Origin of the sequence: Parabacteroides sp. HGS0025, from assembly GCF_000969845.1 — a bacterium.
GTDB lineage: Bacteria > Bacteroidota > Bacteroidia > Bacteroidales > Tannerellaceae > Parabacteroides > Parabacteroides gordonii.
The window spans coordinates 3564077-3587872 of the sequence record NZ_KQ033902.1 but is presented as its reverse complement, the minus strand read 5'-3'; the positions used below and the strand labels follow the sequence as shown (position 1 = coordinate 3587872).

The window sequence follows — 23796 nt, the reverse complement described above, 5'->3', positions numbered from 1 at the left end:
CTAAACAAAAAGAAGTATGGCACATAAACTATCTATCCGCGACGTCACCCTTCGTGACGGTCAGCAATCCTCTTTTGCAACACGAATGTCTCAGCAACAGATCGACCGGGTTCTCCCTTTCTATCGGAACGTTGGTTTCTATGCAATGGAAGTATGGGGTGGAGCTGTTCCCGATATCTCCATGCGGTATCTGAATGAAGATCCCTGGATGCGTCTCGAGAAGATCAGGGCTGCGATAGGCAACGACACCAAACTTGCCGCCCTCTGCCGGGGACGCGACCTGTTCGGTTACAATCCTTATCCCGATGCCGTTGTAAAAAGTCTTTGCCGTAATACGATCGAGTCGGGTATCAATATCATGCGCATTTTCGATGCCATGAACGATGTCGATAATATGAAGTCAGCTATTAAATATACGGATCGTTATGGTGCTATGGTGGACTGTGCCGTCTGTTATGCCATCGATCCCCATCATTCTGCACTGGAACGTATCGAAGCTGCTTTGCACGGTCACTCCCTGCATAAACCGGTCTTTACCAACGACTATTTCCTGACGAAAGCACAGCAGATGGAGCATATCACTGCCGATATCATCACCCTCGAAGATGCCAACGGACTGATCACACCGAAGCGTACAGCCGAGCTCGTCCGCCTCTTCAAGAAGGAGCTGAAGGCACCGATCGACTTCCACACCCGCTGTACGGCCGGTTACGGTCTGGCTTCCATGCTTTCCGCCATCGTCAACGGGGTAGATATTGTAGACACCAACATCTGGTATTTCGCCGGCGGTTGTTCCGCTCCCGCCATCGAACTGATTTATGTATTCTGTAAGAAGATGGGCATCGAACTGGAGATCGATATGGAAGCCGTCGCCCGCATCAACGCCGAGCTATTCAAGATCCGCAAGGAACTGAAAGGCTACGACTCCGCCACCTGCCTTCCCAACCCCTTCGACCCGTTGACCGATAAACTGCCTACCGAGATCGACCGCTTCTTCAACGATGCTATCGAAGCCGCCCGCAAGGACAAGGAAGAAGACCTGCTCCTCTTTTGCCATGCCATCGAAGAATATTTCAACTTCCCCGATCCCAACGAACTGGTACAGAAATCGCAGATCCCGCTGGGAATGTACAACCAAATCGTATCGCAGTTGAAGCAGCAAGGCCATCCCGAGCTTCTGGAGAAAGCCATGCTCCTGATCCCCCGGATACGTATGGATGCCGGCCTACCGCCATTGGTTACTCCGATAAGCAAGGTGATCGCTTCACAGGTAGTTGCCAGTGCCTTGAGTGAAATGAACGGAGAGCCGTTATACCGGAAGCCTGTCTATCCATTTGTCTCCTTGGTCAGGGGTGAATATGGAAAGACACCTTTGCCCATCGACCCGGAGTTCCGTCTTCAGATAACCGGCGACCGGGAAGAGTGTTTCTACGATCCCACCGATTACGAGATGGAAGAGAACCCGATGATCGAGGAATTAGGTGTCCTGGTTGCCGAAAATGAGAAGGAAGTATTGTTGCTCGAATTGTTCCCGATGGTAGCCCGCAACTTCCTGACGAAACGTAAGAAAGAAAAGCATCAGGCTATGATGTAAAGATAAAACAAAAGCCCCGCAGATGATGAATGTTATCTGCGGGGCTTTTGTTTGTAGTGGATTTGAGCTGCTTTTATAGACATAGTCCATGAAGAACTATGTTATTGTGGATGCAAATATAGTAATTATGAGCAGATTCCAACTGTTGACATGATTAATTATCAGGGGTTCTGTGTATATTTTTGCTTCACAGAGCCCTTTTGTGTTCTTTTGTGTGTTCTCCTGTGATACCAATACGGGATTCCGGGTTCTTGCCTTATAGTCGTTTTAGAGGAAAAAACATATATATAACAACACTTTTTTCGGCTTAATACCCTGAATAAACAAGGGATAGACATAGTTCTTCATGGACTAATCAATAATAGAATAATATGCGAAACATAATACTGGTAACATCTGCTATTGCAGGCATCGTTATAACAGAAAGGCTGAAACATATAATGCAGAAGCAACAAACGACATCAAGGCAGATTCATTATCGAATATCTCTCCCCCTACCGTTACAGCGGTGTACCATATTGAATTCAAGAAAAAAACAGCCAATTAGCTACTCTTTTTCTACTAAATGAACAACAGGATTATCTCCGTCTAACCAGCGGACTAAACTTTTAAATATAATATCATGGCAGAAAAAACTATTCTAACCGTTGACCTGTACGATAACGTACTGACAGAAAAAGCCGGCGATTACTCCGGCAAGGTATCCATCACTGGAACTGTTCGTAACGCCGATATTGCCAGACGCATCATTAAGGAGCGTACTGAATATCGCTTTGAAACTATTCTTAATATCCTTGAACTGGCCGATCAGAAAAAGATTGAAGCTATCGCGGAAGGTAAAAGTCTGATTGATGGTGTAGGGCAATTCCTACTCAACATTATCGGCTCGTTTGAAGAAGCGGCAGTATTTAATGCCGATAAGAATAAATTCGGTATCACTTTTACCCCTGGTAAGGCTCTGCTGGATGCCCTCAAATTATTGGTACCCAATTTTAGAATTGCTAAAACCGGCCCGGTTATCAATAATATCACCGACTCGACTACACAGTCTGTCAGCCAGACGCTTACACCGAATGCTCCGGCTATTATTTCTGGTTCTGGCTTATTGCTGAAAGGTGATGACTCTTCGGTAGGTGTTTATTTTACTCCTGATGGAGATAACCAAACACCTGTCAAGGCCAGTTTGATCGTATCGAATACCACTTCGCAGATCATTATCCAGATCCCGGCATTGGCCGACGGACAATATCTGTTGAGTATCACTACCCAGGCTGGTGCGGGCTATTCTGTGGTGAAGGAACCGCGTACTTATCAGCTGCCTATCTTGCTGACCGTAGGAAGTGATCCGGGTGACGACGACCGTCCGGTTATTGAGTAACCTGTTATTGAGTAGGATGGGAAAACCGTTGTTGAGACTATGCCCGGCACCGGTATTCCCACTTGCCTCAACACCCTTGTTGGCACTAGTCTCAACACCGTTGTTCCCACCCTACTCAACAGTGGTGTCGACATCGACCTCAACACCGTTGTTGATATACCCCTTATAAATAAATGTTAAATAGAGCCGATCCGTGGACGACTTATAATTTGCTAATCCTATAAAGTTGAAAATAGATGATAATAGATAAGAGCCGCAAGGTAATTTACTTGCACAACCCGAAATGCGGGGGTACTTTTTTGAGAGATATCTATCAGGAGAAATATGGTGACACAGAGGCGATACGATGGTGGAAACTTTATTCGCGTGAATATGGTACCGATCTTGGGCATATCTCTTATGACGATTTACCACGTTTCGTACCAGACTTTGAAGAATATCGTTTGCTGATGATGGTACGTAACCCTTATAACCGTTTTATTTCCGGCTATAAAGAAACAAAAAGCCAGTTTAGTACACCTGTCAGGCTTGGGGGATTGATTAACTATCCCTGGAAATATTACGGAAGTGGAGAGGAATATAATAGGTTGAGCAAAGTAGAGAAAGTTTATGAACAAATGAAATCCGCCTTGCCTTTTACATTCTTACATGAGTTACGGAAAATACAACTTCTCTCTGCTCCGGATTTTTGTAAATGGCTTGGTTCTTCTAATAGAAAGAGACAAGACTTATTCCTGCGTAATAAACGGATACCTTGGCTAAATCCCCAAAGTGATTTCATCGGTTCGGGTGTTACTGTTCTGCACTATGAGTCGGTATCAGACTGGTCTGTTTTGTTTGAAGCCTTTGGTTTGATGGAATACTCCGGTCGTTTGTCTATCGCGAAGGATTATACTATGGATGAATCCTTTTACCGGATACTCGAAAGACTCTATCCCGACGATAAACAGTTATTTGATTGGTACAAGAAGATTACCTGACTTTATAGCTTAATATTCCTCTTGCCAGGACGCTAAAAACAAACATACCAATAAGTTCTCGTTTCAGACTTGAACCTATTGGTATGTGCTATTGAAGTTTTTGCTATCTCTTACCAGAAATAAATATAGAACGCAGCCGTAATCATCAGGATGATGCAGGAATGTATCACATCCCATTTATTCCAGCTTGCACGGGTGGCAGCCCGCTGTTCCGGGGTAGAGGAGCCGAATGTAAGCCCTTGTATCTGTTCTGCCGGAGCTGCCGGGGTGAACTTACTGATGATGGCAATCGCAGCCAAACAGAATACCAGCATGCCACCGCAGAAGAACAACCAGTTCGTATCGAAGAACAGCCCTTTAAACCAGCTGTCGCCGGCATCTACACCTGCTGTCGTATAATAAACCTTCGCGCCGAGACGGGTGATACCGATAATGAAACCGATGATCAACCCCCACATACCTCCCAGTGGAGTAGTCCGTTTGGAGAGGATACCCAGCAGGAACGCTGCGGCGATACCCGGAGCCAGTACAGACTGAACATCCTGCAGGTAGTTATACAATACCGAGCCAACGCTCTTCATTACCGGAATCCAGAGGATACCCAGTACCACAACGACCACAGTAGCCAAACGTCCGACATAAAGCAGTGTCTTTTCACTCGCTTCCGGTTTGTATTTCTTATAGAAGTCTATCGTAAACAACATCGCCGACGAGTTGAACAGGGAAGCCAGCGAGCTCATCAATGCCGCCAGGATACCGCAAACAACCAATCCCTTGAATCCGGCAGGTAGCAATTGCGCAACCAGTGACGGGAAAGCGGCATCGGCCGTACTCATGGTGAAAGGAACGCCATTGATCATCACCCCGTTCTTCTGCATCGCAAAAGCAATCATACCCGGGATCAGGAACAGGAATACAGGAGTCAGCTTCAGGTAAGCACCGAAGATGGTACCGCGACGAGCCTGTTGCTCATTCTTTCCTGACAATACACGCTGTACGATGAACTGGTCGGTACACCAGTACCAGAAACCGATGATGGAAGAACCGATCAGGGCACCCAGCCAGGGAAAGTCTGGATCGCGGTTGTCGCGGATCAGGTTCACCATTGTATCTCCGTATTCGTTGGCCGGAGTCAGGCTACAGGCAGCCAGTACCTGATCCCATCCGCCTACGGCTTTCAATCCCAGTACCAGGATCACCAGCGAACCCAGGAGTAGGATAGGGGTTTGCAGCACAGAAGTGTAAAGCACTGATTTCATACCGCCTACCACCGTATAAAGGGCAGTCAGTACCACCAGTCCGATGGCCGCGATCCAGAAGAAGTCGATCCCCCAGAGTTCCTGGATGCCGAACACTTCCTTAAATACCAGACCTCCGGCATATACCGTAACGGCCACTTTGGTCAATACATAGCTGACCAGTGAGATAAGCGAGAGGATGGTGCGTGATTCTTTGTTATAACGTTTCTCAAGGAATTCGGGCATGGTCAGTACCATGCTTCGTTCGTAGAAAGGTACGAATACCCAACCGAGGATAAGGATCATCCATCCCTGGATTTCCCAGTGTGCCATTGCCATACCGCTGGAAGCTCCTGCTCCGGCAAGGCCGATAAGGTGTTCTGAACCGATGTTTGATGCGAAAATGGAAGCTCCGATTGCCAGCCAAGTGGCATCACGGCCTGCAAGGAAGTAGTCGCCGGAGCTGTCTTGTTTTTGTTTAAATACCCATACAATAATCCCAATTAGAGCTATAGCGAATAGCCCTATTACAATATAATCTAATGTTGCCATAATAGTGTCTTACATGATATACCCGTTGTCTTTACAACGGGATTTTGTCAATTCGTCGTATATGCCGACCGCCTTCGAACGGGGTGTTCAGAAAGGCCTCGACAGTGCGAGTGGCTTCCTCTTGACTGATAAATCGACCGGGCATGACGAGTATGTTGGCATCGTTATGTGCACGTGCTAATTGTGCAATATCTTCCTGCCAGCACAGTGCGGCCCTTATTCCCTGGTGTTTGTTCAGAGTCATTGCAATACCGTTTCCGGATCCGCAGATAGCTATCCCGGGATATACTTCCCCGGCTTCTACCGCATGGGCCAATGGATGGGCGAAATCGGGATAATCGCAGCTCTCTGTCGAGCAGGTGCCGAAATCCTTATAGGCTAATCCTTTGGAGTCCAGTATTTGTTTTACATACTCTTTTAACTCGTAACCTGCGTGGTCACAACATAAACCTAGTGTTTTCATCTTTATCTGTTAGAGGCAGACTGGTAGCCCTGTTGTTACGATCGTCGTAACCGAGGTGTTGCGGGTATCGTAACAACAGGGCTTCCTTTGTCTTATGTTTCTTATGCTAATAATTCTTTTACCTGATTGTATACATTCTTTCCTGTGAAGCCCAGTTTTTCGTCCAGCACCTTGTAAGGAGCGGAGAACCCGAACGATTCCAGCCCCCAAACCTTACCGTTTGCTCCGACCAATCCTTCCAGATTGACAGGCAGACCGGCGGTCAGACCAAATACTTTACTTCCGGTAGGAATAACAGATTCCTGGTATTCCTTGCTCTGGCTGCGGAACAACCCTTCGGAAGGAACGGATACGACACGAACCTTTACGCCATCGGCACGAAGCAAAGCTGCTCCTTCTTCCAGGGTAGATACTTCCGATCCGGAAGCTACCAGGATAACGTCTGGGTTTACGTCGCTTTCTACAATATAGGCACCCTTTTCAGCCTGCAAAGCTTCGTCGTAACGATTGCCTTTGCTGGGCAGGTCAGTGATGTTCTGACGGGAGAGAATCAAAGCAGTAGGAGTGGCGGTATTTTCCATGGCCATCTTCCATGCAACTGTTGTTTCGATGACATCGGCCGGACGGAGAACCAGCATAGAGTTGTGTCCCTTATGGTTCTTCAGTTTCTCCATCAGACGGATCTGTGCTTCCTGTTCAACGGGTTCGTGGGTAGGCCCGTCTTCACCGACGCGGAAGGCGTCGTGCGACCAGATGAACTTAACCGGTTGCTCCATCAATGCAGCCATACGGATGGCAGGCTTCATATAATCGGAGAACACGAAGAAGGTACCGCAAGCTACGATCACACCACCGTGCAGCGACATACCGATACAAACACATGCCATTGTCAACTCGGAAACACCGGCCTGGAAGAAAGCACCGCTGAAGTCGCCTTTCCGTAATGAATGTGTTTTCTTCAGGAAACCGTCTGTCTTGTCCGAGTTGGAAAGGTCGGCAGATGAACAGATCATGTTTTCAACCTTTGTGGCCAATATGCCCAATACAGTAGCGGATGCGGCGCGGGTTGCCTGGTTTGCTTTCTGTTCGATAGCTGCCCAATCCAACTGGGGAGCCTGGCCGGAGAACCAGAATGTCATCTTTTCAGCCAGTTCCGGGTTTGCTTTCGCCCATGCGTCTTTAGCGGCATAACGTTCGGCTACGATAGCTTCCAGTTCTTTGACACGCTTTGCATATAGTTCGGCAACATCGGGGAATACGCTGAAGGGATGTTGAGGATCACCTCCGAGGTTCTTGATTGTTTCTTCGATAGATGCACCGGCAGCAGACAGGGGTTGACCGTGAGTAGATACTTTGTTTTCGTAGCAGCTCTGGTCGGCTCCCCGGGCTCCTTTACCCATGATGGTATTACCGATGATCAGGGTAGGACGGTTGGCTTCGGCTTTCGCTTCGTCCAATGCCTTGCGGATCTCATTTACGTCGTTTCCGTTGATGGTGATTACCTTCCAGCCCCATGCTTCGTATTTCATGGCAACGTTTTCAGACGTTACTTCTTCTACGGTTGTAGAGAGCTGGATGTTGTTGGCATCGTAGAACATGATCAGGTTGTCGAGTCCCAGTGTTCCGGCAACGCGTCCGGCACCTTGTGAGATCTCTTCCTGGATACCACCATCGGATATATATGCGTAAATAGTTTGATTCATTACGTCTCCCAGACGGGCTTTCAGGAACTTGGCAGCGATAGCGGCACCCACAGCGTAGGTGTGGCCTTGTCCCAGCGGGCCTGAGGTGTTTTCGATACCCCGCTTGATGTCTACTTCAGGATGACCCGGAGTAGGGCTTCCCCACTGGCGGAACTGTGACAGTTCTTCCATCGTGAATTTGCCTGTCAGGGCGAGGGCTGAATAAAGCATGGGCGACATGTGTCCCGGATCCTGGAAGTAGCGATCCCTGCCTTCCCATTCCGGGTTCTTAGGATCATAGACCAAATACTCAGAGAATAGTACATTGATAAAATCTGCACCACCCATTGCACCACCCGGATGACCGGAGTTAGCCTTTTCTACCATTGACGCTGCCAGGACGCGGATATTGTCCGCTGCTCTGTTCATTACTTTAATATCGTTCATTTTGATGAATTAGTTTAATTTTTGTACAAAGATAGGGAATCTCTTCATATAGACCGCCATATCATACAAACAATTCATTTTCGGTAAAGTTTCCTAATTTGCGATATTTCTCATATAGAGCCAGATAGGCTTGGTGACTCTCGTGATTCGGATAGTATTCTTTCGCGAATCCTTGTCCCATAGCTTGCTGGGCTTCTTCCACTTTAGTGTATACACCGGCAGCTACTGCTGCGAACATAGATGCACCGAAGGCACAGGCTTGTTCTGCTTTGGCTACTTTGATCGGCATATTGAGTACGTCAGCCAAGGTCTGCATGACGAACGGTGATTTCAGGGAGATACCGCCGATACCGATCACGCTTTCTATCTTGATACCGTTTTCGAGGAAGCGGTCTACGATGGCTTTCGATCCGAAAGCGGTCGCTTCGACCAGTGCACGGAAGATAAGCGGGGCGGAGCTTGCCAGGTTCAGCCCGGTGATCGTTCCTTTTACCAGCTGGCTGGCATCCGGTGTGCGGCGTCCGTTCATCCAGTCTACTGCCAGGATGGTGCTTTCGCTTACCGGTACTTTGGCTGCTTCTTCGGAAAGGGCGGGGATGATCTTGCCGGCCGTTTCTTCAATCAGCTTCGCTTTGGTCTCCGCATCGATCAGGTTGCTCTTGGACAGGATGTTTTCGAGCGGCCAGGCCAATACGTTCTTGAACCAGGCGTAGATGTCGCCGAATCCGGATTGTCCGGCCTCCAGTCCGACCATGCCGGGGATAACGGAGCCGTCTACCTGTCCGCAGATACCCGGTACCAGTTTTTCGCCCATCTCTTCGTAAGAGGAAACCATGATATCGCAGGTGGAAGTACCGATCACGCGGACAAATGTACGCGGGGTGATCTCTGCACCGACGGCACCCATGTGGCAGTCGAAGGCTCCTACGGCAACGGCAACGTTGGTTGTCAGCCCCAGGCGTTCAGCCCATTCTTCTGTCAGGTTGCCTACTTGTGTGTCGCTGGTATATGTCTTTTCAAACAGGTGGCTGCGGAAGCCGGCCAATAACGGTTCGAGCGTGGTCAGGAACTCCTCTGAAGGAAGTCCGTCCCATTTCTCCAGCCACATGGCTTTGTGTCCGGCCGCACAACGGCTGCGGTACACTTCTTCCGGTTTGCTCTTTCCTGTGATCAGGGCGGGCAACCAGTCGCAATGCTCGATCCAGGCATAGGCTGCTTGGCGGATGCTTTCGTCTTCACGGAGCACGTGTACCATCTTGGCCCATACCCACTCGGAAGAGTAGATGCCACCTTCGTAGGCTGTGTAGTCGATTCCCCAGCGTTTAGCCAGTTCGTTGATCTCGGCAGCTTCTTTGATGGCTGTATGGTCTTTCCAAAGTACGAACATGGCGTTCGGGTTCTCGGCAAACTCAGGCAGCAGGGCGAGGGGAGTGCCTTCTTTGTCTGTCAGGACGGGGGTACTGCCGGTTGTATCGAAAGCGATGCCGACTACCTTTTCAGCAGTCCCTGCCGGACATTTGGCTAAGGATTCCTTTATTGTCGTTTCCAGTCCTTCGATATAATCCAACGGATGCTGGCGGTAGCGATTCTTTAGCGGATCGCAGTATTTACCTTCCATCCAGCGTGGATAATATTTAACGGCGGAAGCCAGTTCTTCCCCTGTCTCTGCGTTTACGATTACGGCGCGGCAAGAGTCGCTACCGTAATCCAAACCTATTACATATTTTTCGTTAGCCATAGTTTAAGACTGTAATGCACGGTTTAACATATAATACAGGTCGTTGTACTGTAATTCCTTCTTGAAGGAAGAAATTGTTGTATCCTTGTCGATAACCACCATTTCGATACCGGCAATGTCGGCATAATCTTCCAGGTATTCTACTGTCAGGTCGTACGAGAAGCTGGTGTGGTGTGTTCCTCCGGCCAGTATCCAGGCAGCGGCACCGATTTCGAGATTGGGTTGCGGAATCCATAGGGCGCTGGCAACAGGTAGTTTAGGAAGCGGCTTGCTCTTGATGCAGTCCACTTTGTTTACGATGAGACGGAAACGGTTACCCATGTCGACGATAGTGGCGGCAACCCCTTCACCCGGTTTGCTGGTGAAGACCAGGCGCGCTGTTTCGCTGTCGATACCGATGCTCAGGCGGTGTACTTCCAGTTTGGGCTTCTGTTCGGCGATAAGCGGACAGATTTCCAGCATGTGGGCTTGTAGGATGGCGCTTTGTTCGCCGTCGAAGTTCAAGGTGTAATCTTCGAGGAAAGAGCAGCCTTTCGGCATTCCCTGGCTCATGTACCACATGGTGCGGAACAATGCGGCGGTTTTCCAGTCGCCTTCTGCTCCGAAACCATACCCTTCTGCCATCAGGCGTTGTGAAGCCAGTCCGGGAATCTGGTCGAAGTTACCCAGGTCGTTGAAGTTGGTGGTGAAAGCTTTGGCTCCTTTTTCTTTCAGGATACGACGGATAGCGATTTCTGCTTTAGCCGAGTTCCATACTTTTGTGTAGGCTTCTGTTTTCTCGTCTTCCAGCTCGGGAGCGTGGTCGTAGTCTGCAAAATATTGCTGAACAAGGGCGCGTGTGTCTTTGTCGTCGACAGCGTTGTAATATGCCATTACATCGTTTATCGGGCAATAGTCTACGTGATAACCTAACTTCAGTTCGGCTTCCACCTTGTCGCCATCTGTTACGGCCACATTGTTCATCTGGTCGCCAAAACGGATGATCAGCATATCCTGTGAATCAGCCCAGGCAGCGGCAACGCGCATCCATACGGCGATACGGGCTTGTGCTTTTTCATCCTGCCAGTGGCCGACCACTACTTTGCGGTTCTTGCGCATACGGCTTACCATGTGGCCGAATTCGCGGTCGCCATGTGCTGACTGGTTCAGGTTCATGAAATCCATATCCATTGTTTCCCAGGGGATTTCTTTGTTGAACTGGGTGTGGAAATGCAGTAACGGTTTCTTCAATTCCTGCAATCCGTGTATCCACATTTTGGCAGGAGAGAAAGTATGCATCCAAGTGATAACACCGACACACTTTTCATCATTGTTAGCTGCTTTGAAAGCTGCGGTAACTTCTTTGGCAGAGTTAACAGTTCCTTTGTAGACAACCTTAATAGGTAGATTTCCTGATTCATTGAGACCTTTTACCATCTCGTTGGAATGTGCATCTACTTGTACGACTGCGTCGCCTCCGTACAGAAGCTGGGCTCCTGTAACGAACCATACTTCTAAGTCTTTAAAATTCATGGCTTGTTGATTTAATAGTTATAATGATTGTTTTATTATTGTCCGTAGTAAGCATTGGGGCCGTGTTTGCGGTAAAAATGCTTAGTTATCAGATGTTTGTTCATTGTCAGCTGTGGGTTGATACCATAAGAGATATAAGCCATTTTGGCAACTTGCTCCATTACGACTGCGTTATGTACGGCATCGTCGGCATTTTTACCCCATGAAAACGGCCCGTGATTCTCTACCAGTACGCCGGGTATATGAACCGGATTCAGGTTCTTGAATCTTTCAACGATCACGTTTCCTGTTTCTTTCTCGTATTCACCTTCGATCTCTTGCCGGGTCATTTGGCGGGTACAGGGAATCGCGTCGCTGAAGTAGTCAGCATGCGTTGTCCCTATATTGGGTATATCCCGTCCGGCCTGTGCCCAGGATGTTGCGTAGGTGGAATGTGTATGTACGATGCCGCCGATTTCCGGAAAAGCATTATATAGTACCAGATGAGTAGGAGTGTCAGACGATGGCTTCAATGTTCCCTCCTGGATATTTCCCTGTAAATCGAGAACAACCATATCGCTGGCTTTCATTGTTTCGTAAGAAACTCCGGATGGCTTGATCACAACCAAACCTTTTTCGCGGTCAATTGCGCTTACGTTTCCCCAGGTAAAAATGACTAATCCATGTTTTACCAGATCTAAGTTGGCTTTGAAAACCTTTTCTTTTAATTCTTCAACCATTACCGTATTGTTTTGTGGCTTGTTATATACTTAATATATAGTTTTATATATGATAATAAGTATAATATAGTACACTTATTATTTGATGGTGTAAAAGTAACACCATATTCGCATAATGGTACAAAAAAAGCTATGTTTTAAAACATAGCTTGTAACTTTTTAAGAGTATTGATGACAAGTAATAGGAGAAGTAGTCCTATGTCTTTTATTATAAGGAGAAATAGAATCCCTGATCGAGCAATCTGTCATACTTTTCTTTGTTGAACATATAATAGAACGCACCTCTTTTAGAACTCTTTTTATCCTTCTCGTCAAGCTTTTCAAGGATGTCCATCGAATTGAGTTTCTTGCGGAAATTACGTTTGTCCAGTGGAGTCTGGTAAATTGCTTCGTACAGACTTTGAAGCTGGGGAAGGGTGAATTTCTCCGGGAGAAGATTGAAGCCGACAGGACGGGTTGCTGCTTTTCTCTTCAAACGAGCTAACGTATCCGTGATCATTTGATTATGGTCGAAGATCAGGTCGGGCACTTCGCTTAGTTTAGTCCATTCGGCGTTATGCTCTTTCAGTAATTCCGGATTGAAGTCATTCATATTGACCAATGAATAGTATGCTACGGAGATAACCCGTTCCCCTAAGTCGCGGGTAACATCTCCGTAAGCACCTACCTGTTCCATAAAAAGATTATCGATACCGGAGCATTCGGTAAGTACGCGTGAAGCCGCTTCGCCGATGCTTTCGCCGGATTTGATAAAACCGCCCATCAGAGACCACTGTCCTTGTAGTGGCTCAAAATTCCGTTTGTAAAGTAAAACATTGAGTTCACTGTTGTTAAACCCCAGGATGATACAATCTACTGAAACAAAAAATTTGACTTCGTTCTGATAAAATGCGGCTGTCATGATTTTATGGATATTGAATTAATTTATTAAGCGAGTTTGCGTGCGCCGTCGCTGATGACTACTTCGTATACTTTAGGTTCGTGTCCGAATTTCTTTGTATAAGAATCGAATGCTTCCTTGATGAATGCATCATGCAGTTCGTCTTTTACAAGGTTGATTGTGCAACCACCGAAACCGCCACCCATTACACGTGAACCGGTTACGCCACATTTCTTGGCTACATCGTTCAGGAAGTCCAGTTCTTCGCAACTTACTTCGTATAGTTTGCTCATGCCGTGGTGCGTTTCGTACATTTTCTGTCCTACGGTTTCGTAGTCGCCTTTTTCCAAAGCTTCGCAAACGTCGAGTACGCGTTGTACTTCTTCGATCACGTATTCGGCACGCATATAGTCTTCAGCGCTGATATCGCCTTTTACTTCATTTAGCATCTCCATAGTGGCATCACGCAGGAATTCTACTTCCGGATGATTGCGACGGATGGCTGCAGCTGCGTTTTCGCAAGACTGACGGCGTTTGTTATAAGCGGAAGAAGCCAGTTCGTGTTTAACCACAGAATCCAGCAAAACCAGTTTATAACCTACCGGGTTGAACGGGAAATATTTATATTCCAAAGAACGACAATCCAAGCGGATCAGGCTTCCTTCTTTACCGAATACAGAAGCGAACTGATCCATGATACCACAGTTAACACCACAATAATTATGTTCTGTTGACTGACCGATCTTTGCTAATTCGAATTTGTCGATACCCAGAGAGAAGAGGTCATTCAATGCAAATGCATAAGTACTTTCCAAAGCGGCAGATGAAGACATACCGGCACCCAGAGGTACATCACCGGCAAATACAGTATCAAATCCCTGGATCTGGCCACCACGTTTGATGATCTCACGGCATACACCGAAAATATATCTTGCCCAGCTAGCTTTTGGTGCATCTTCTTCATTCAAACCGAATTCTGCGTAATCGTTCAGGTCGATAGAGAAAGCACGAACTTTGCCTGTGCCGTTCGGTTTGATCTCAGCGATCATCCCTTTATCGATAGCACCCGGAAATACGAAACCACCGTTGTAGTCTGTATGTTCGCCGATCAGGTTGATACGGCCTGGAGAAGCATATACACTACCTTCTGTATTGAATAACTCTTGAAATTTATTTCTGATTTTTTTCTGCATGATATTATTACTTTTAAAGGTTATATAAAAGATGAAGAAATTATCCGACCACAAATATAGTTAGATAATTTCTTCAATCATCAATTTTACACTTATTTTTTATTTAACAGGAATATCTGTATTAACATTCTTACATCCGATCAGAGCGTAGAACAACAGGTAAGCCAAAGCGATAATGATTACGACGAAGCTAGCCATAAATCCAACAGAGTCGGAAACGGCACCCTGAAGTAATGGCAACAGACCACCACCGCAAACTAATACCATAAACAAACCGGAAGCAGCTTCTGTGTATTTACCCAGACCTTCAACAGCCAGGTTGAAAATACCACCCCACATGATAGAAGTACAAAGTCCGCAAAGCGCAAAGAACATGATGCTAATGGGCACCTGTGCCATACCGAATGAGATATCGCTCATAAATACCGGCATACTTACATGAGTAGTGATCGGGCAAACAAATGCCAAGGCGATAAAGATAAGTCCTAAAGTAGAAGCAAAAGTAAGCATCTGTTTACTTGAGAACTTAGCACCCAGTGATGCACCCACCAAACGGCCGATCAACATCAGGAACCAGTAAGTACCGACTACTGATCCGGCAATTGTAGAGTCGATAGCCAGACCGCCACCAGCTTCCGGAGTCATCATAAACAGACCTGCGAAGTGAGGAATACCAACTTCAATACCAACGTATACGAAGATAGCCAATGCACCCAGTTTGAAGTGACGGAATGACAATGGGCTGTGAGTGTCTTTTACATCTTTCTTAGCTACTGACAAGTTCGGTTCCGGGATGTTCATGATAAACAGTACCAGGAATGCAATAGCGAAGATAGCCATAGCGATATACAATGCCGGCAATGCTTTTGCGATAGTACGTTCTTCAACAACTGTCCCCATCAGGTAACCAACCAATACAGGAACGATTGTAGCAGACAAAGAGTTCAGAGAACCACCTGTTTGGATTAACTGGTTACCTTTCTTACCACCGCCACCTAATGTGTTCAACATCGGGTTAACTACTGTATTCAACATACACATAGAGAAACCTGATACGAAAGCACCGGTTACATAAACGGCAAATCCCATTGTTGAGGAAAGAGCCTGAATACCTACACCAACAAAACCGACAACGATTGCGATCAATGCTGTTTTCTTATAACCGATCTTCTGCAATAACAGGCCGGAAGGGATACCCATAAAGGCGTAAGCGATAAAGTTAGCAGCAAAACCTAAAGTTGCCTGCAGGTTAGTTGCCCCGAATTCGCTCTGCACAATAGCACCGAAAGGCGCCGGCAGACCGGTAACGAAAGAGATCATTGCGAATAATGCGAACATCATCGCAATGGGTAGCGCGTAATTCTTCTTTTTAGTAGATTCCATTTCTTTTGATTATTTAGATTATTAATGAATCGAGTTTGTTATTCGGCAGAGAATTTATAAATAGTCTTGCTCTCGAAAACTTCTCCCGGACGAAGTACGGTCGACGGATATTCCGGTTTGTTCGGACTGTCGGGGAAATGTTGTGTTTCCAGGCATAAAGCAGCTCTTGCCGGATAGCGTTGGCCGTTCTTTCCTTCGAAATTACCGGTCATCCAGTTACCTGTATATAATTGTACACCCGGTTCAGTAGTATATGTTTCCATGATAATACCGGTTTTGGGGGATTGGCAACGGGCACAGAAACCCAGTTCTCCCTGTTCCTTATTTAATATATAGGTATGGTCGTAACCTCTTGCCCAGGTTAACTGGTCAGTCGGTTCGTCGATACGGGCACCTACCAGATAAGGAGTGCGGAAATCCATCGGCGTACCTTCCACTTTTTCAGGGGCACCGTAAGGAATAGCCGTCTCGTCCGTAGGAAGATATTGATCGGCATTGATTGTCAATGTATGGTCTGCAACTGACGGATCACCGGCTCCCGACAGGTTGAAGTAGGAGTGGTTGGTCAGATTTAATACGGTAGGTTTGTCTGTTACGGCATGATACATGATCACGACTTCGTTGTCGTCGGTCAGATGATATGTAACGGTTGTTTGTAATGTGCCGGGGAAACCTTCTTCGCCATCGGCTGAAGTATATTTCAATTCTACGGTCTGGTCATCCGTCTGGTTTGCATCCCAGACTACAGAATTGAAACCTTTAAGTCCCCCGTGAAGGCTATTTGGGCCGTTGTTGATTGCCAGCTTATCGTATTTGACACCATCCAGTGTAAATGATCCTTTGGCAATGCGGTTGCCGTAACGGCCGCAGATGGCTCCGAAGTAAGGTTCTTCAGAAACCAGATAATCGTCAAGGGAATTATGTCCGGTAACTACATCGGTTAACTTGCCGGACCGATCCGGTACCATAAGCGATACAATTTTTGCACCGTAGTTGGTAATGGTAAGTTCTGCACCTTTTTTATTGGTCAGGATACATAGCATCGTCTCCTTCCCGTCTATTTGCTTACTGAAGTTTGCTACAGTCAAGCCAGACAGTGTATTCTTGTTCTTCATGTATGTAATGTTATCAAAATTGCGTGTAAAATTAGCCTACTTCTTTGTAAGTAGGATGCACGAAAAGATGTTATAGAGCATAAAGTGGCTTTTTGTCTACCAAAAGAGTGCATTTGTCCACCTAATGAAAGCTGTATTAGTGTACATTTGCAACTAAATAAATCTTTTATTTCACAGAAAAACACTTGATATGAGAAGAAGCATGAAAAAAGCTATCTCCCTGTTCCTCTTAAGTATGGGGGTAAGCGGCCTGATGGCACAGACCAATGAGTTTAAAATAGACGTGCAGCAAACGGGTGCACCTATTCAGTCCACCATGTACGGTATCTTTTTTGAAGATATAAATTTCGGTGCGGATGGCGGACTGTATGCGGAACTGATCAAAAACCGCTCGTTCGAGTTTGAGAATCCTTTCGGAGGCTGGACTCCTTTCGGTAATGTGACCATACAGACAAAGTCGCCCTGTTTTGATAAGAATCCTCATTATGCCCGCCTTTCCTTTAATAAGGAATTGACAGGAACCGGACTGGATAATGAAGGTTTTAAGGGCATAGGTATTAAGGCTGGAGAGAAGTACGATCTGTCCTTCTATGCCCGTACGGTAACTAACGGCCCTATTAAATTCCGTATCAACCTCGTCAATGATAAGCATGATATATATGAAACCAAAGAGGTTGAGATAAACGGTAAAGACTGGAAAAAGTATTCCGTTGTCCTCACCCCTGAAGCAACAGAAGCCCATTCCCGCTTACGCATTACGATGCTGACCCAGGGAACAGCCGACCTGGAACATATTTCTTTATTCCCGCAGAATACATTCAATAACCGTCCGAACGGTATGCGTGCCGACCTGGCACAGGCTTTGAAAGACCTGAAACCCGGTGTGTTCCGTTTCCCCGGTGGTTGTATCGTGGAAGGAACCAATCTGGCAACCCGCTATCAGTGGAAGAACACAGTCGGCCCGGTGGAAAACCGTCCGATCAATATCAACCGTTGGAATTATACTTTCCCTCATAAGAAATTCCCGGATTACTATCAATCCTATGGTTTAGGCTTCTTCGAATACTTCCAGTTGAGTGAAGATATAGGAGCAGAGCCCCTTCCTGTTTTGAACTGCGGTCTTTCCTGCCAGTATGAAAACGATGATCCGAATGAAAACTGTCCGGTCGATAAGTTGCAGCCGTATATCGACGATGCACTCGACCTGATTGAATTTGCTAACGGCCCTGTCACTTCCAAATGGGGTAAATTGCGTGCCGATATGGGACATCCGGCTTCTTTCAACCTGAAATATCTGGCTATCGGTAACGAACAATGGGGATCGCTGTATCCCGAACGTCTGGAGCCGTTTGTAAAACAGATCCGTGCCAAATACCCGGAAATCCAGGTGATCGGTAGCTCCGGCCCGCAGGCAGAAGGGGAAGACTTCGATTATCTATGGCCGGAAATGAAACGTATCAATGTCGATTTGGTAGACGAGCATTATTACCGTTCTCCGGAATGGTTCCTGAATGGAGCCAAACGGTATGACTCATACGACCGTAACGGCCCTAAAGTATTTGCCGGCGAATATGCCTGTCACCCGAACAACCGCGAAAACAGTTTCCTGACGGCCCTTGCCGAAGCAGCCTTTATGACTGGTTTTGAACGGAATGCCGATGTGGTTCATATCTGTACTTATGCACCGTTGTTCGCCCATGTCGATGCCTGGCAATGGCGTCCCGACCTGATCTGGTTCGACAACCTTTCACTGGTAAAGACTCCTAATTATTATGTACAGCAACTTTACGGCCATAATGCAGGTACGAATGTTATTCCGTTGAGCATGCAGAATGAACCGGTTACCGGACAAAACGATTTGTATGCAACGGCAGCAGTCGATAAGAAAACAAACGAACTGATTATTAAAATAGCCAACACCGGCATTCAGCACAGAAAGATAAAACTCGACCTGAACGGCCTTTCCGGTGGAAAGCATAAAGGAACAGTAACCGTATTGCACGCATCCGACCTGGAAGCAAAGAATACAATCTGCAAACCCGACCAGGTTGTCCCCGTTGTATCGGATGTAGAATTGGAAGCTCCGGCAGCAGAAGTAATACTTCGCCCGTTAAGTTTCTCTGTTTATCGCATAGCATTGTAAGTTTATAGATTTAGTATTTGAATTGTGGAATCCTCCCGGTCGCCTTGTCGTCGGGGGGATTTTCTGCTTACAAGCAGGGGATAGCTTAGTGGATGGTTGTAGAGTAGATTATAGTATTCTTGTCGTTTCATGCCTATGGCACAGTTGTGCACTACTTGTGGCACAGTTGTGCATTGCCTATGGCATTTTTGTGCACTGCCTATGGCACAAAAGTGAAGCTTATTACTTTTACATTGTTACTCGAACTGCTCCTGGTTCAGAGAGTAGTACTTCCCTTTCAAAGCCAGCAGCTCCTGATGGCTACCCCGTTCAATGATCCGGCCGTGTTCCAGAACGATGATAAGGTCGGCGTTCCTTACAGTCGAGAGACGGTGGGCGATGATCAGGCTGGTGCGTCCCTGCATCAGTTGGTCGAGACCCTTCTGGATAAGGATTTCGCTACGGGTGTCGATGTTGCTGGTCGCTTCATCCAGTAACAGGATAGGCGGGTCGGCGATGGCGGCACGGGCGATGTTGAGCAACTGCCGTTGTCCCTGGCTCAGGTTGGCACCGTCGTTTTCCAATAAGGTGTCGTATCCTTGCGGGAGACGTTTGATAAAGGAATGGGCGGCCGTGAGTCTGGCGGCTGCAATGACCTCCTCGTCGGTGGCCTCGAGACGGCCGAAGCGGATATTTTCGCGTACGGTACCTGTGAACAGGTGTGTGTCCTGTAATACGATAGCCATCGATTGACGTAAACTGTCCCGTTTGATCTGTTGGATAGAATGGCCGTCGATCGTGATCTCGCCCGACTGGATATCGAAGAATCGGGGGAGCATATTCAAGATAGTGGTCTTTCCGGCACCAGTGGCACCGACAAGGGCTATTTTGCATCCGGCGGAAGCATGCAGGGAGATCCCTTTCAGGATCGTTTTCTCCGGCTTGTAACCGAAATAAACATCTTTCATGGCTACATCACCCTGTACATTCTGTAAAGTGATGGCATCCGGCGTATCCGGTGCTTCGGGTGCTTCATCTATGACTTCGAAGATACGTTCGGCTCCGGCAATGGCCGCTTGTATGCTGTTATACAGGCTGGCAAGCTCGTTGATCGGGCGTCCGAACTGGCGGGAATATTGCAGGAAAGCAGCCAGTCCGCCGACATCAAATCCACGGAAGATGGCGAGCAGGGCACCGACTATCGTAATGAATACATAATTCAACGTATTCAGGTTCTGCATAACGGGCATCATCATACCGGAATAGAACTGGGCTTTCTGCGATTTGCCTTTCAGGTCGTCGTTGAGCACGTTGAAGTCGGTTTCTACTTTCTTTTCGTGGCCGAATACCTTAACAACCTTCTGTCCGCTGATCATTTCTTCGATATATCCGTTCAGTGTGCCGATCGACTCCTGTTGTGCCTTGAAGTATTTGCGGCTTCGTCCGACAATCCCTTTGGCAAAAAGGAACATAAGCGGCACGGTGACCAGTGTTACCAGCGTAAGGATCGGACTGATATAGAGCATCAGACAAAAGATACCGATCAGGGTGAGGGCGCTCGAAAGCATGTCCGACAGGCTGTCGGTCAGCGCATCGCTGATACGGTCGATGTCGTTGGTGTAGCGGCTCATCAGGTCGCCGTGCTGGTGTGTATCGAAATATTTAACCGGCAGGTGCTCCATCTTCCTGAAAAGGTCGGAACGCATACGGGTGACGGTGCGCTGCCCGATCTTGTTCAGCAGGATATACTGGATATAGACTGCTGCAACCCCTGTAAGATAAACCCCTGCAAGGATAAGCAGTATGCGGATCAGTCCGTGAAAATCTCCGGGAATGATATAGTCGTTGATGATGGGACGCAGCATATAAGAACCCAGCAGGTTGGCAACAATGCTGACTATTATCAGGAATCCGATAACGAACAGCAGGCGTTTGTCGCACGACAGGTACGATACCAGCCGGAAGAAGGTTTTCTTTCCCTCTTTGGCCTTCGCGTTATATTTCAGGTGATCTCCGTGTGCCATAGCTTAAAAGAGTACTTGCTGTGAATGATAAATGTCCTGGTAAACGTCCGAGCTCTTCATCAGTTCATCGGGTGTTCCTATTGCGTTGACTTCCCCGTCTTCAAGCACGATTACCCGGTCGGCCGACTGCATGGTGTTGATCCGTTGAGTAATGATGAATACAGTCGTGTCGTGTAGCAAGGCACTCAGGTTGTTCCTTATTTTCAACTCTGTTTCGGTGTCTACGGCACTTGTGCTGTCGTCGAGAATAAGGATCTTCGGCTTACGGAGCAGGGCGCGGGCAATGCAGATACGTTGTTTTTGTCCGCCTGACAGGTTGATGCCGCCACGTCCGAGCAAGGTATCGTAACCATCGGTAAACGATTGGATAAAATCGTGCGCTTCGGCAGCCCGGGTCGCTTCTTCGATCTCAGCAATGGAAGCGTCAGGCTTTCCCCATCTCAGGTTGTCGATGATCGTACCGGTGAACAGCTCGTTCTTTTGCAGTACCATTCCGATACGGGCATGCAACTCGTCCAGATTGTAATCCTTTACCGGAATATCGTCGATCCGTATTTCGCCGGAAGTAGCATCATATAACCGCGGGATTAACTGCACCAGCGAGCTCTTGGCCGAACCGGTAGCACCGACCAATGCGATCGTTTCGCCCGGATGAGCCTGAAAGCTGATATGCTGCAAAACGTTATTCTCACCACCGATATACCGGAAGCTGACATTATCGAAAGTCACTTTCCCTTTCTCTATCTTATGCTTGTCTTGTAGCCCTTCTTTCGTATTTACCAGGGATGCTTCAGTATCGAGCACTTCCAGGATACGTTTGGAGGAGGCGGATGCGCGGGCGTACGACATGATGATCATGGAGAGCATCATCAACGACATCAATACCTGTGCCAGATAGTTCACAAATGAGATCAGTTCACCCACTTTCAGTTCCCCGTGAATCACTTTTTGTCCACCCAGCCATAGGATAGCGAGAGTGGATAAATTCATAACGAGCTGCATGACAGGGAATATGGATACAACGATGTTGGAGGCACTGATTACCATATCACGCAGTTCTTCACTGCTCTTATCAAACTTCTTTGTCTCGAAATCCTCTCTGACAAACGATTTCACTACACGTATATTGATCAGGTTCTCCCTGACGACGCTGTTGAGCTGGTCTACTTTCTGCTGTACTTTCAGGAAAAAGGGAAATCCCTTGCTGAGTATCAGATAAACGCTTCCCCCTAGTATCGGGATGGCGATTATCAGCACCATTGCCAGTTCCCTGTTTATTCTGATAACAAAGAACACGGCCATAGCCAGCATCAGCGGTGAACGTAATAAGAGCCGGAGTGACATCAGGACAATCTGTTGTATACGGGAGATATCGCTTGTCAGCCGGGTAATAAGAGAAGCCGAACTGAATTTATCTATATCGAAGAAGGATAGTTGTTGGATTTTTCCGAAGAGGGTTTCCCGTAGGTCAGTGCCAAACCCGATACCGATGCGGGAAGATATATATACATTTATAATATTGACCACTAATCCGGCAATCGAAACAAGTATCATATACGTTCCGATATGAGTAATAACCGACAGGTCGCGATTCATTACCCCATTATCAATGATTTCAGCCATAAACATCGGCTGAACTGTTTCGCACAGCACGGTGATTAGTACCAGAAGCGGACTGATTAACAATCCCCCTTTATATCGTTTAAGTATTTGCCAGTATTTTCCCATATCCTACCTACAAAGATAGAACATAATTGCGAAATGATATGTTTTCGCAACCTGATCTCGATTATTTAGTGCAATCGCTTTTTATTCAGAATAATTCCGTTACTTTTGCATATTGATTTAACAAATGCCTATGGGCAATAGTAAATACTTAAAATCTTATAACTATGGATAAACAACGTATCCTTCAGTACAAGTCATCATTCGATGCAATTGCTCATCATTTAAATGGTGAAAATAACCAAGAACAAGTGGAAATCTGGTTTGCCCGTGAGCTGCAACCTATATTGGGTTATGCTCGTTGGGAGAATTTTCTTGTGGCTATCAACAGAGCGGTAGATTCATGTAGGGCCCAGAATATCAACGTGGATGACCATTTTCGTGAGGTCACGAAAATGGTCGGATTAGGGAGTGGTGCCAAGCGTGAAGTAACGGACTATATGCTTACCCGTTATGCCTGTTATCTGATTGCTCAAAACGGCGATCCGAAGAAAGAGGAAATCGCTTTCGCTCAGAGTTATTTTGCTGTTCAAACCCGTAAAGCCGAATTAATAGAAGAACGGCTTAATCTTTTGTCACGTCTGGAAACAAGAGATAAATTGCGAATCTCAGAAAAACAACTTTCTCAAAACATTTACGAACGGGGAGTAGATGATAAGGGATTCGGTCGTATCCGTTCCAAGGGAGATACGGCTTTGTTCGGAGGATATACGACTGAAGATATGAAGAAGCGGTTGGGTGTAAAATCAAACAGACCATTAGCCGATTTCTTACCGACATTGACCATTGCAGCAAAAAATCTGGCTACTGAAATGACAAATTATAACGTAGGAAATAAGGATTTGCTTGGAGAAGAACCCATAACAAAGGAACATATTCAGAATAATGTGAGTGTTCGCAATATGTTGGGTGAACGTGGCATTAAACCAGAAGAACTACCTGTTGCCGAAGATGTTAAAAAGCTGGAGCGTAGGGTTGTAAATGACGAGAGAAAAATAGAGCAATCCACACAGAAACTCCCGAAAAAGTAAAATATACACTTTTATCCACC

General features: G+C 46.8%; 17 protein-coding genes. 5 read left to right on the top strand and 12 right to left on the bottom strand.

Annotation, left to right across the window (positions count from 1 at the left end):
- Positions 1 to 16 precede the first annotated feature (16 nt).
- The 3 genes from HMPREF1212_RS14090 (at position 17) to HMPREF1212_RS14080 (ending at position 3952) form a co-directional block, all read left to right on the top strand.
- Positions 17 to 1594 carry a carboxylase gene (locus HMPREF1212_RS14090; protein WP_046149785.1) on the top strand — a complete coding sequence of 526 codons (1578 nt, stop codon included), beginning with the start codon at positions 17 to 19 and terminating at the stop codon, positions 1592 to 1594.
- A 622-nt stretch (positions 1595 to 2216) separates the two neighbouring features.
- The gene (locus HMPREF1212_RS14085) at positions 2217 to 2972 is read left to right on the top strand and encodes a DUF4469 domain-containing protein (RefSeq protein ID WP_028726842.1); all 756 of its coding nucleotides are present in this window, start codon (positions 2217 to 2219) and stop codon (positions 2970 to 2972) included.
- A 236-nt stretch (positions 2973 to 3208) separates the two neighbouring features.
- Positions 3209 to 3952, top strand: coding sequence for a sulfotransferase family 2 domain-containing protein (locus tag HMPREF1212_RS14080; RefSeq protein WP_046149784.1), 744 nt, complete (start codon positions 3209 to 3211; stop codon positions 3950 to 3952).
- Positions 3953 to 4062: 110 nt separating this feature from the next.
- On the opposite strand, the gene HMPREF1212_RS14075 is transcribed toward HMPREF1212_RS14080, so the two are convergent.
- The 10 genes from HMPREF1212_RS14075 to HMPREF1212_RS14030 form a co-directional block, all read right to left on the bottom strand.
- A complete protein-coding gene (locus HMPREF1212_RS14075; RefSeq protein WP_046149783.1) occupies positions 4063 to 5742 on the bottom strand; it encodes a sodium:solute symporter in 1680 nt (559 codons plus the stop codon).
- A 31-nt stretch (positions 5743 to 5773) separates the two neighbouring features.
- Complete coding sequence (gene rpiB / locus HMPREF1212_RS14070) at positions 5774 to 6205, bottom strand: ribose 5-phosphate isomerase B (protein ID WP_028726839.1); 432 nt, start codon at positions 6203 to 6205, stop codon at positions 5774 to 5776.
- 101 nt (positions 6206 to 6306) lie between these two features.
- Positions 6307 to 8334, bottom strand: coding sequence for a transketolase family protein (locus HMPREF1212_RS14065; protein ID WP_046149782.1), 2028 nt, complete (start codon positions 8332 to 8334; stop codon positions 6307 to 6309).
- Between the two features lie 61 nt (positions 8335 to 8395).
- The gene (locus tag HMPREF1212_RS14060) at positions 8396 to 10072 is read right to left on the bottom strand and encodes a ribulokinase (RefSeq protein WP_046149781.1); all 1677 of its coding nucleotides are present in this window, start codon (positions 10070 to 10072) and stop codon (positions 8396 to 8398) included.
- Positions 10073 to 10075: 3 nt separating this feature from the next.
- A complete protein-coding gene (araA, locus tag HMPREF1212_RS14055) occupies positions 10076 to 11584 on the bottom strand; it encodes an L-arabinose isomerase (protein ID WP_046149780.1) in 1509 nt (502 codons plus the stop codon).
- Between the two features lie 35 nt (positions 11585 to 11619).
- A complete protein-coding gene (araD, locus tag HMPREF1212_RS14050; protein WP_046149779.1) occupies positions 11620 to 12303 on the bottom strand; it encodes an L-ribulose-5-phosphate 4-epimerase in 684 nt (227 codons plus the stop codon).
- A gap of 208 nt (positions 12304 to 12511) precedes the next feature.
- Entirely contained in the window at positions 12512 to 13204 is a 693-nt protein-coding gene (locus tag HMPREF1212_RS14045; protein WP_028726834.1) for an NUDIX hydrolase, read from the bottom strand.
- A gap of 26 nt (positions 13205 to 13230) precedes the next feature.
- Entirely contained in the window at positions 13231 to 14376 is a 1146-nt protein-coding gene (gene galK / locus HMPREF1212_RS14040) for a galactokinase (protein WP_046150402.1), read from the bottom strand.
- A 99-nt stretch (positions 14377 to 14475) separates the two neighbouring features.
- Positions 14476 to 15759: an MFS transporter gene (locus tag HMPREF1212_RS14035; RefSeq protein WP_046149778.1), complete on the bottom strand. Its 1284-nt coding sequence runs from the start codon at positions 15757 to 15759 to the stop codon at positions 14476 to 14478.
- A gap of 38 nt (positions 15760 to 15797) precedes the next feature.
- Complete coding sequence (locus HMPREF1212_RS14030; protein ID WP_028726831.1) at positions 15798 to 16874, bottom strand: aldose epimerase family protein; 1077 nt, start codon at positions 16872 to 16874, stop codon at positions 15798 to 15800.
- Between the two features lie 190 nt (positions 16875 to 17064).
- On the opposite strand from HMPREF1212_RS14030, the gene HMPREF1212_RS14025 reads away from it, so the two are divergent.
- On the top strand, positions 17065 to 19017 hold the full coding sequence (locus tag HMPREF1212_RS14025) for an alpha-L-arabinofuranosidase C-terminal domain-containing protein (RefSeq protein ID WP_046149777.1): 1953 nt from the start codon (positions 17065 to 17067) through the stop codon (positions 19015 to 19017).
- Between the two features lie 236 nt (positions 19018 to 19253).
- Here HMPREF1212_RS14025 and HMPREF1212_RS14020 read toward each other — a convergent pair whose 3' ends face one another.
- Positions 19254 to 21020 (bottom strand): ABC transporter ATP-binding protein, encoded by a 1767-nt coding sequence (locus HMPREF1212_RS14020; RefSeq protein ID WP_046149776.1) that lies wholly within the window; start codon positions 21018 to 21020, stop codon positions 19254 to 19256.
- 3 nt (positions 21021 to 21023) lie between these two features.
- Positions 21024 to 22748, bottom strand: a complete 1725-nt coding sequence (locus tag HMPREF1212_RS14015; protein ID WP_046149775.1) for an ABC transporter ATP-binding protein — start codon at positions 22746 to 22748, stop codon at positions 21024 to 21026.
- Positions 22749 to 22912: 164 nt separating this feature from the next.
- Between HMPREF1212_RS14015 and dinD the strand changes: the two genes are divergently transcribed.
- Entirely contained in the window at positions 22913 to 23776 is an 864-nt protein-coding gene (dinD, locus tag HMPREF1212_RS14010) for a DNA damage-inducible protein D (protein WP_046149774.1), read from the top strand.
- Positions 23777 to 23796: the final 20 nt, after the last annotated feature.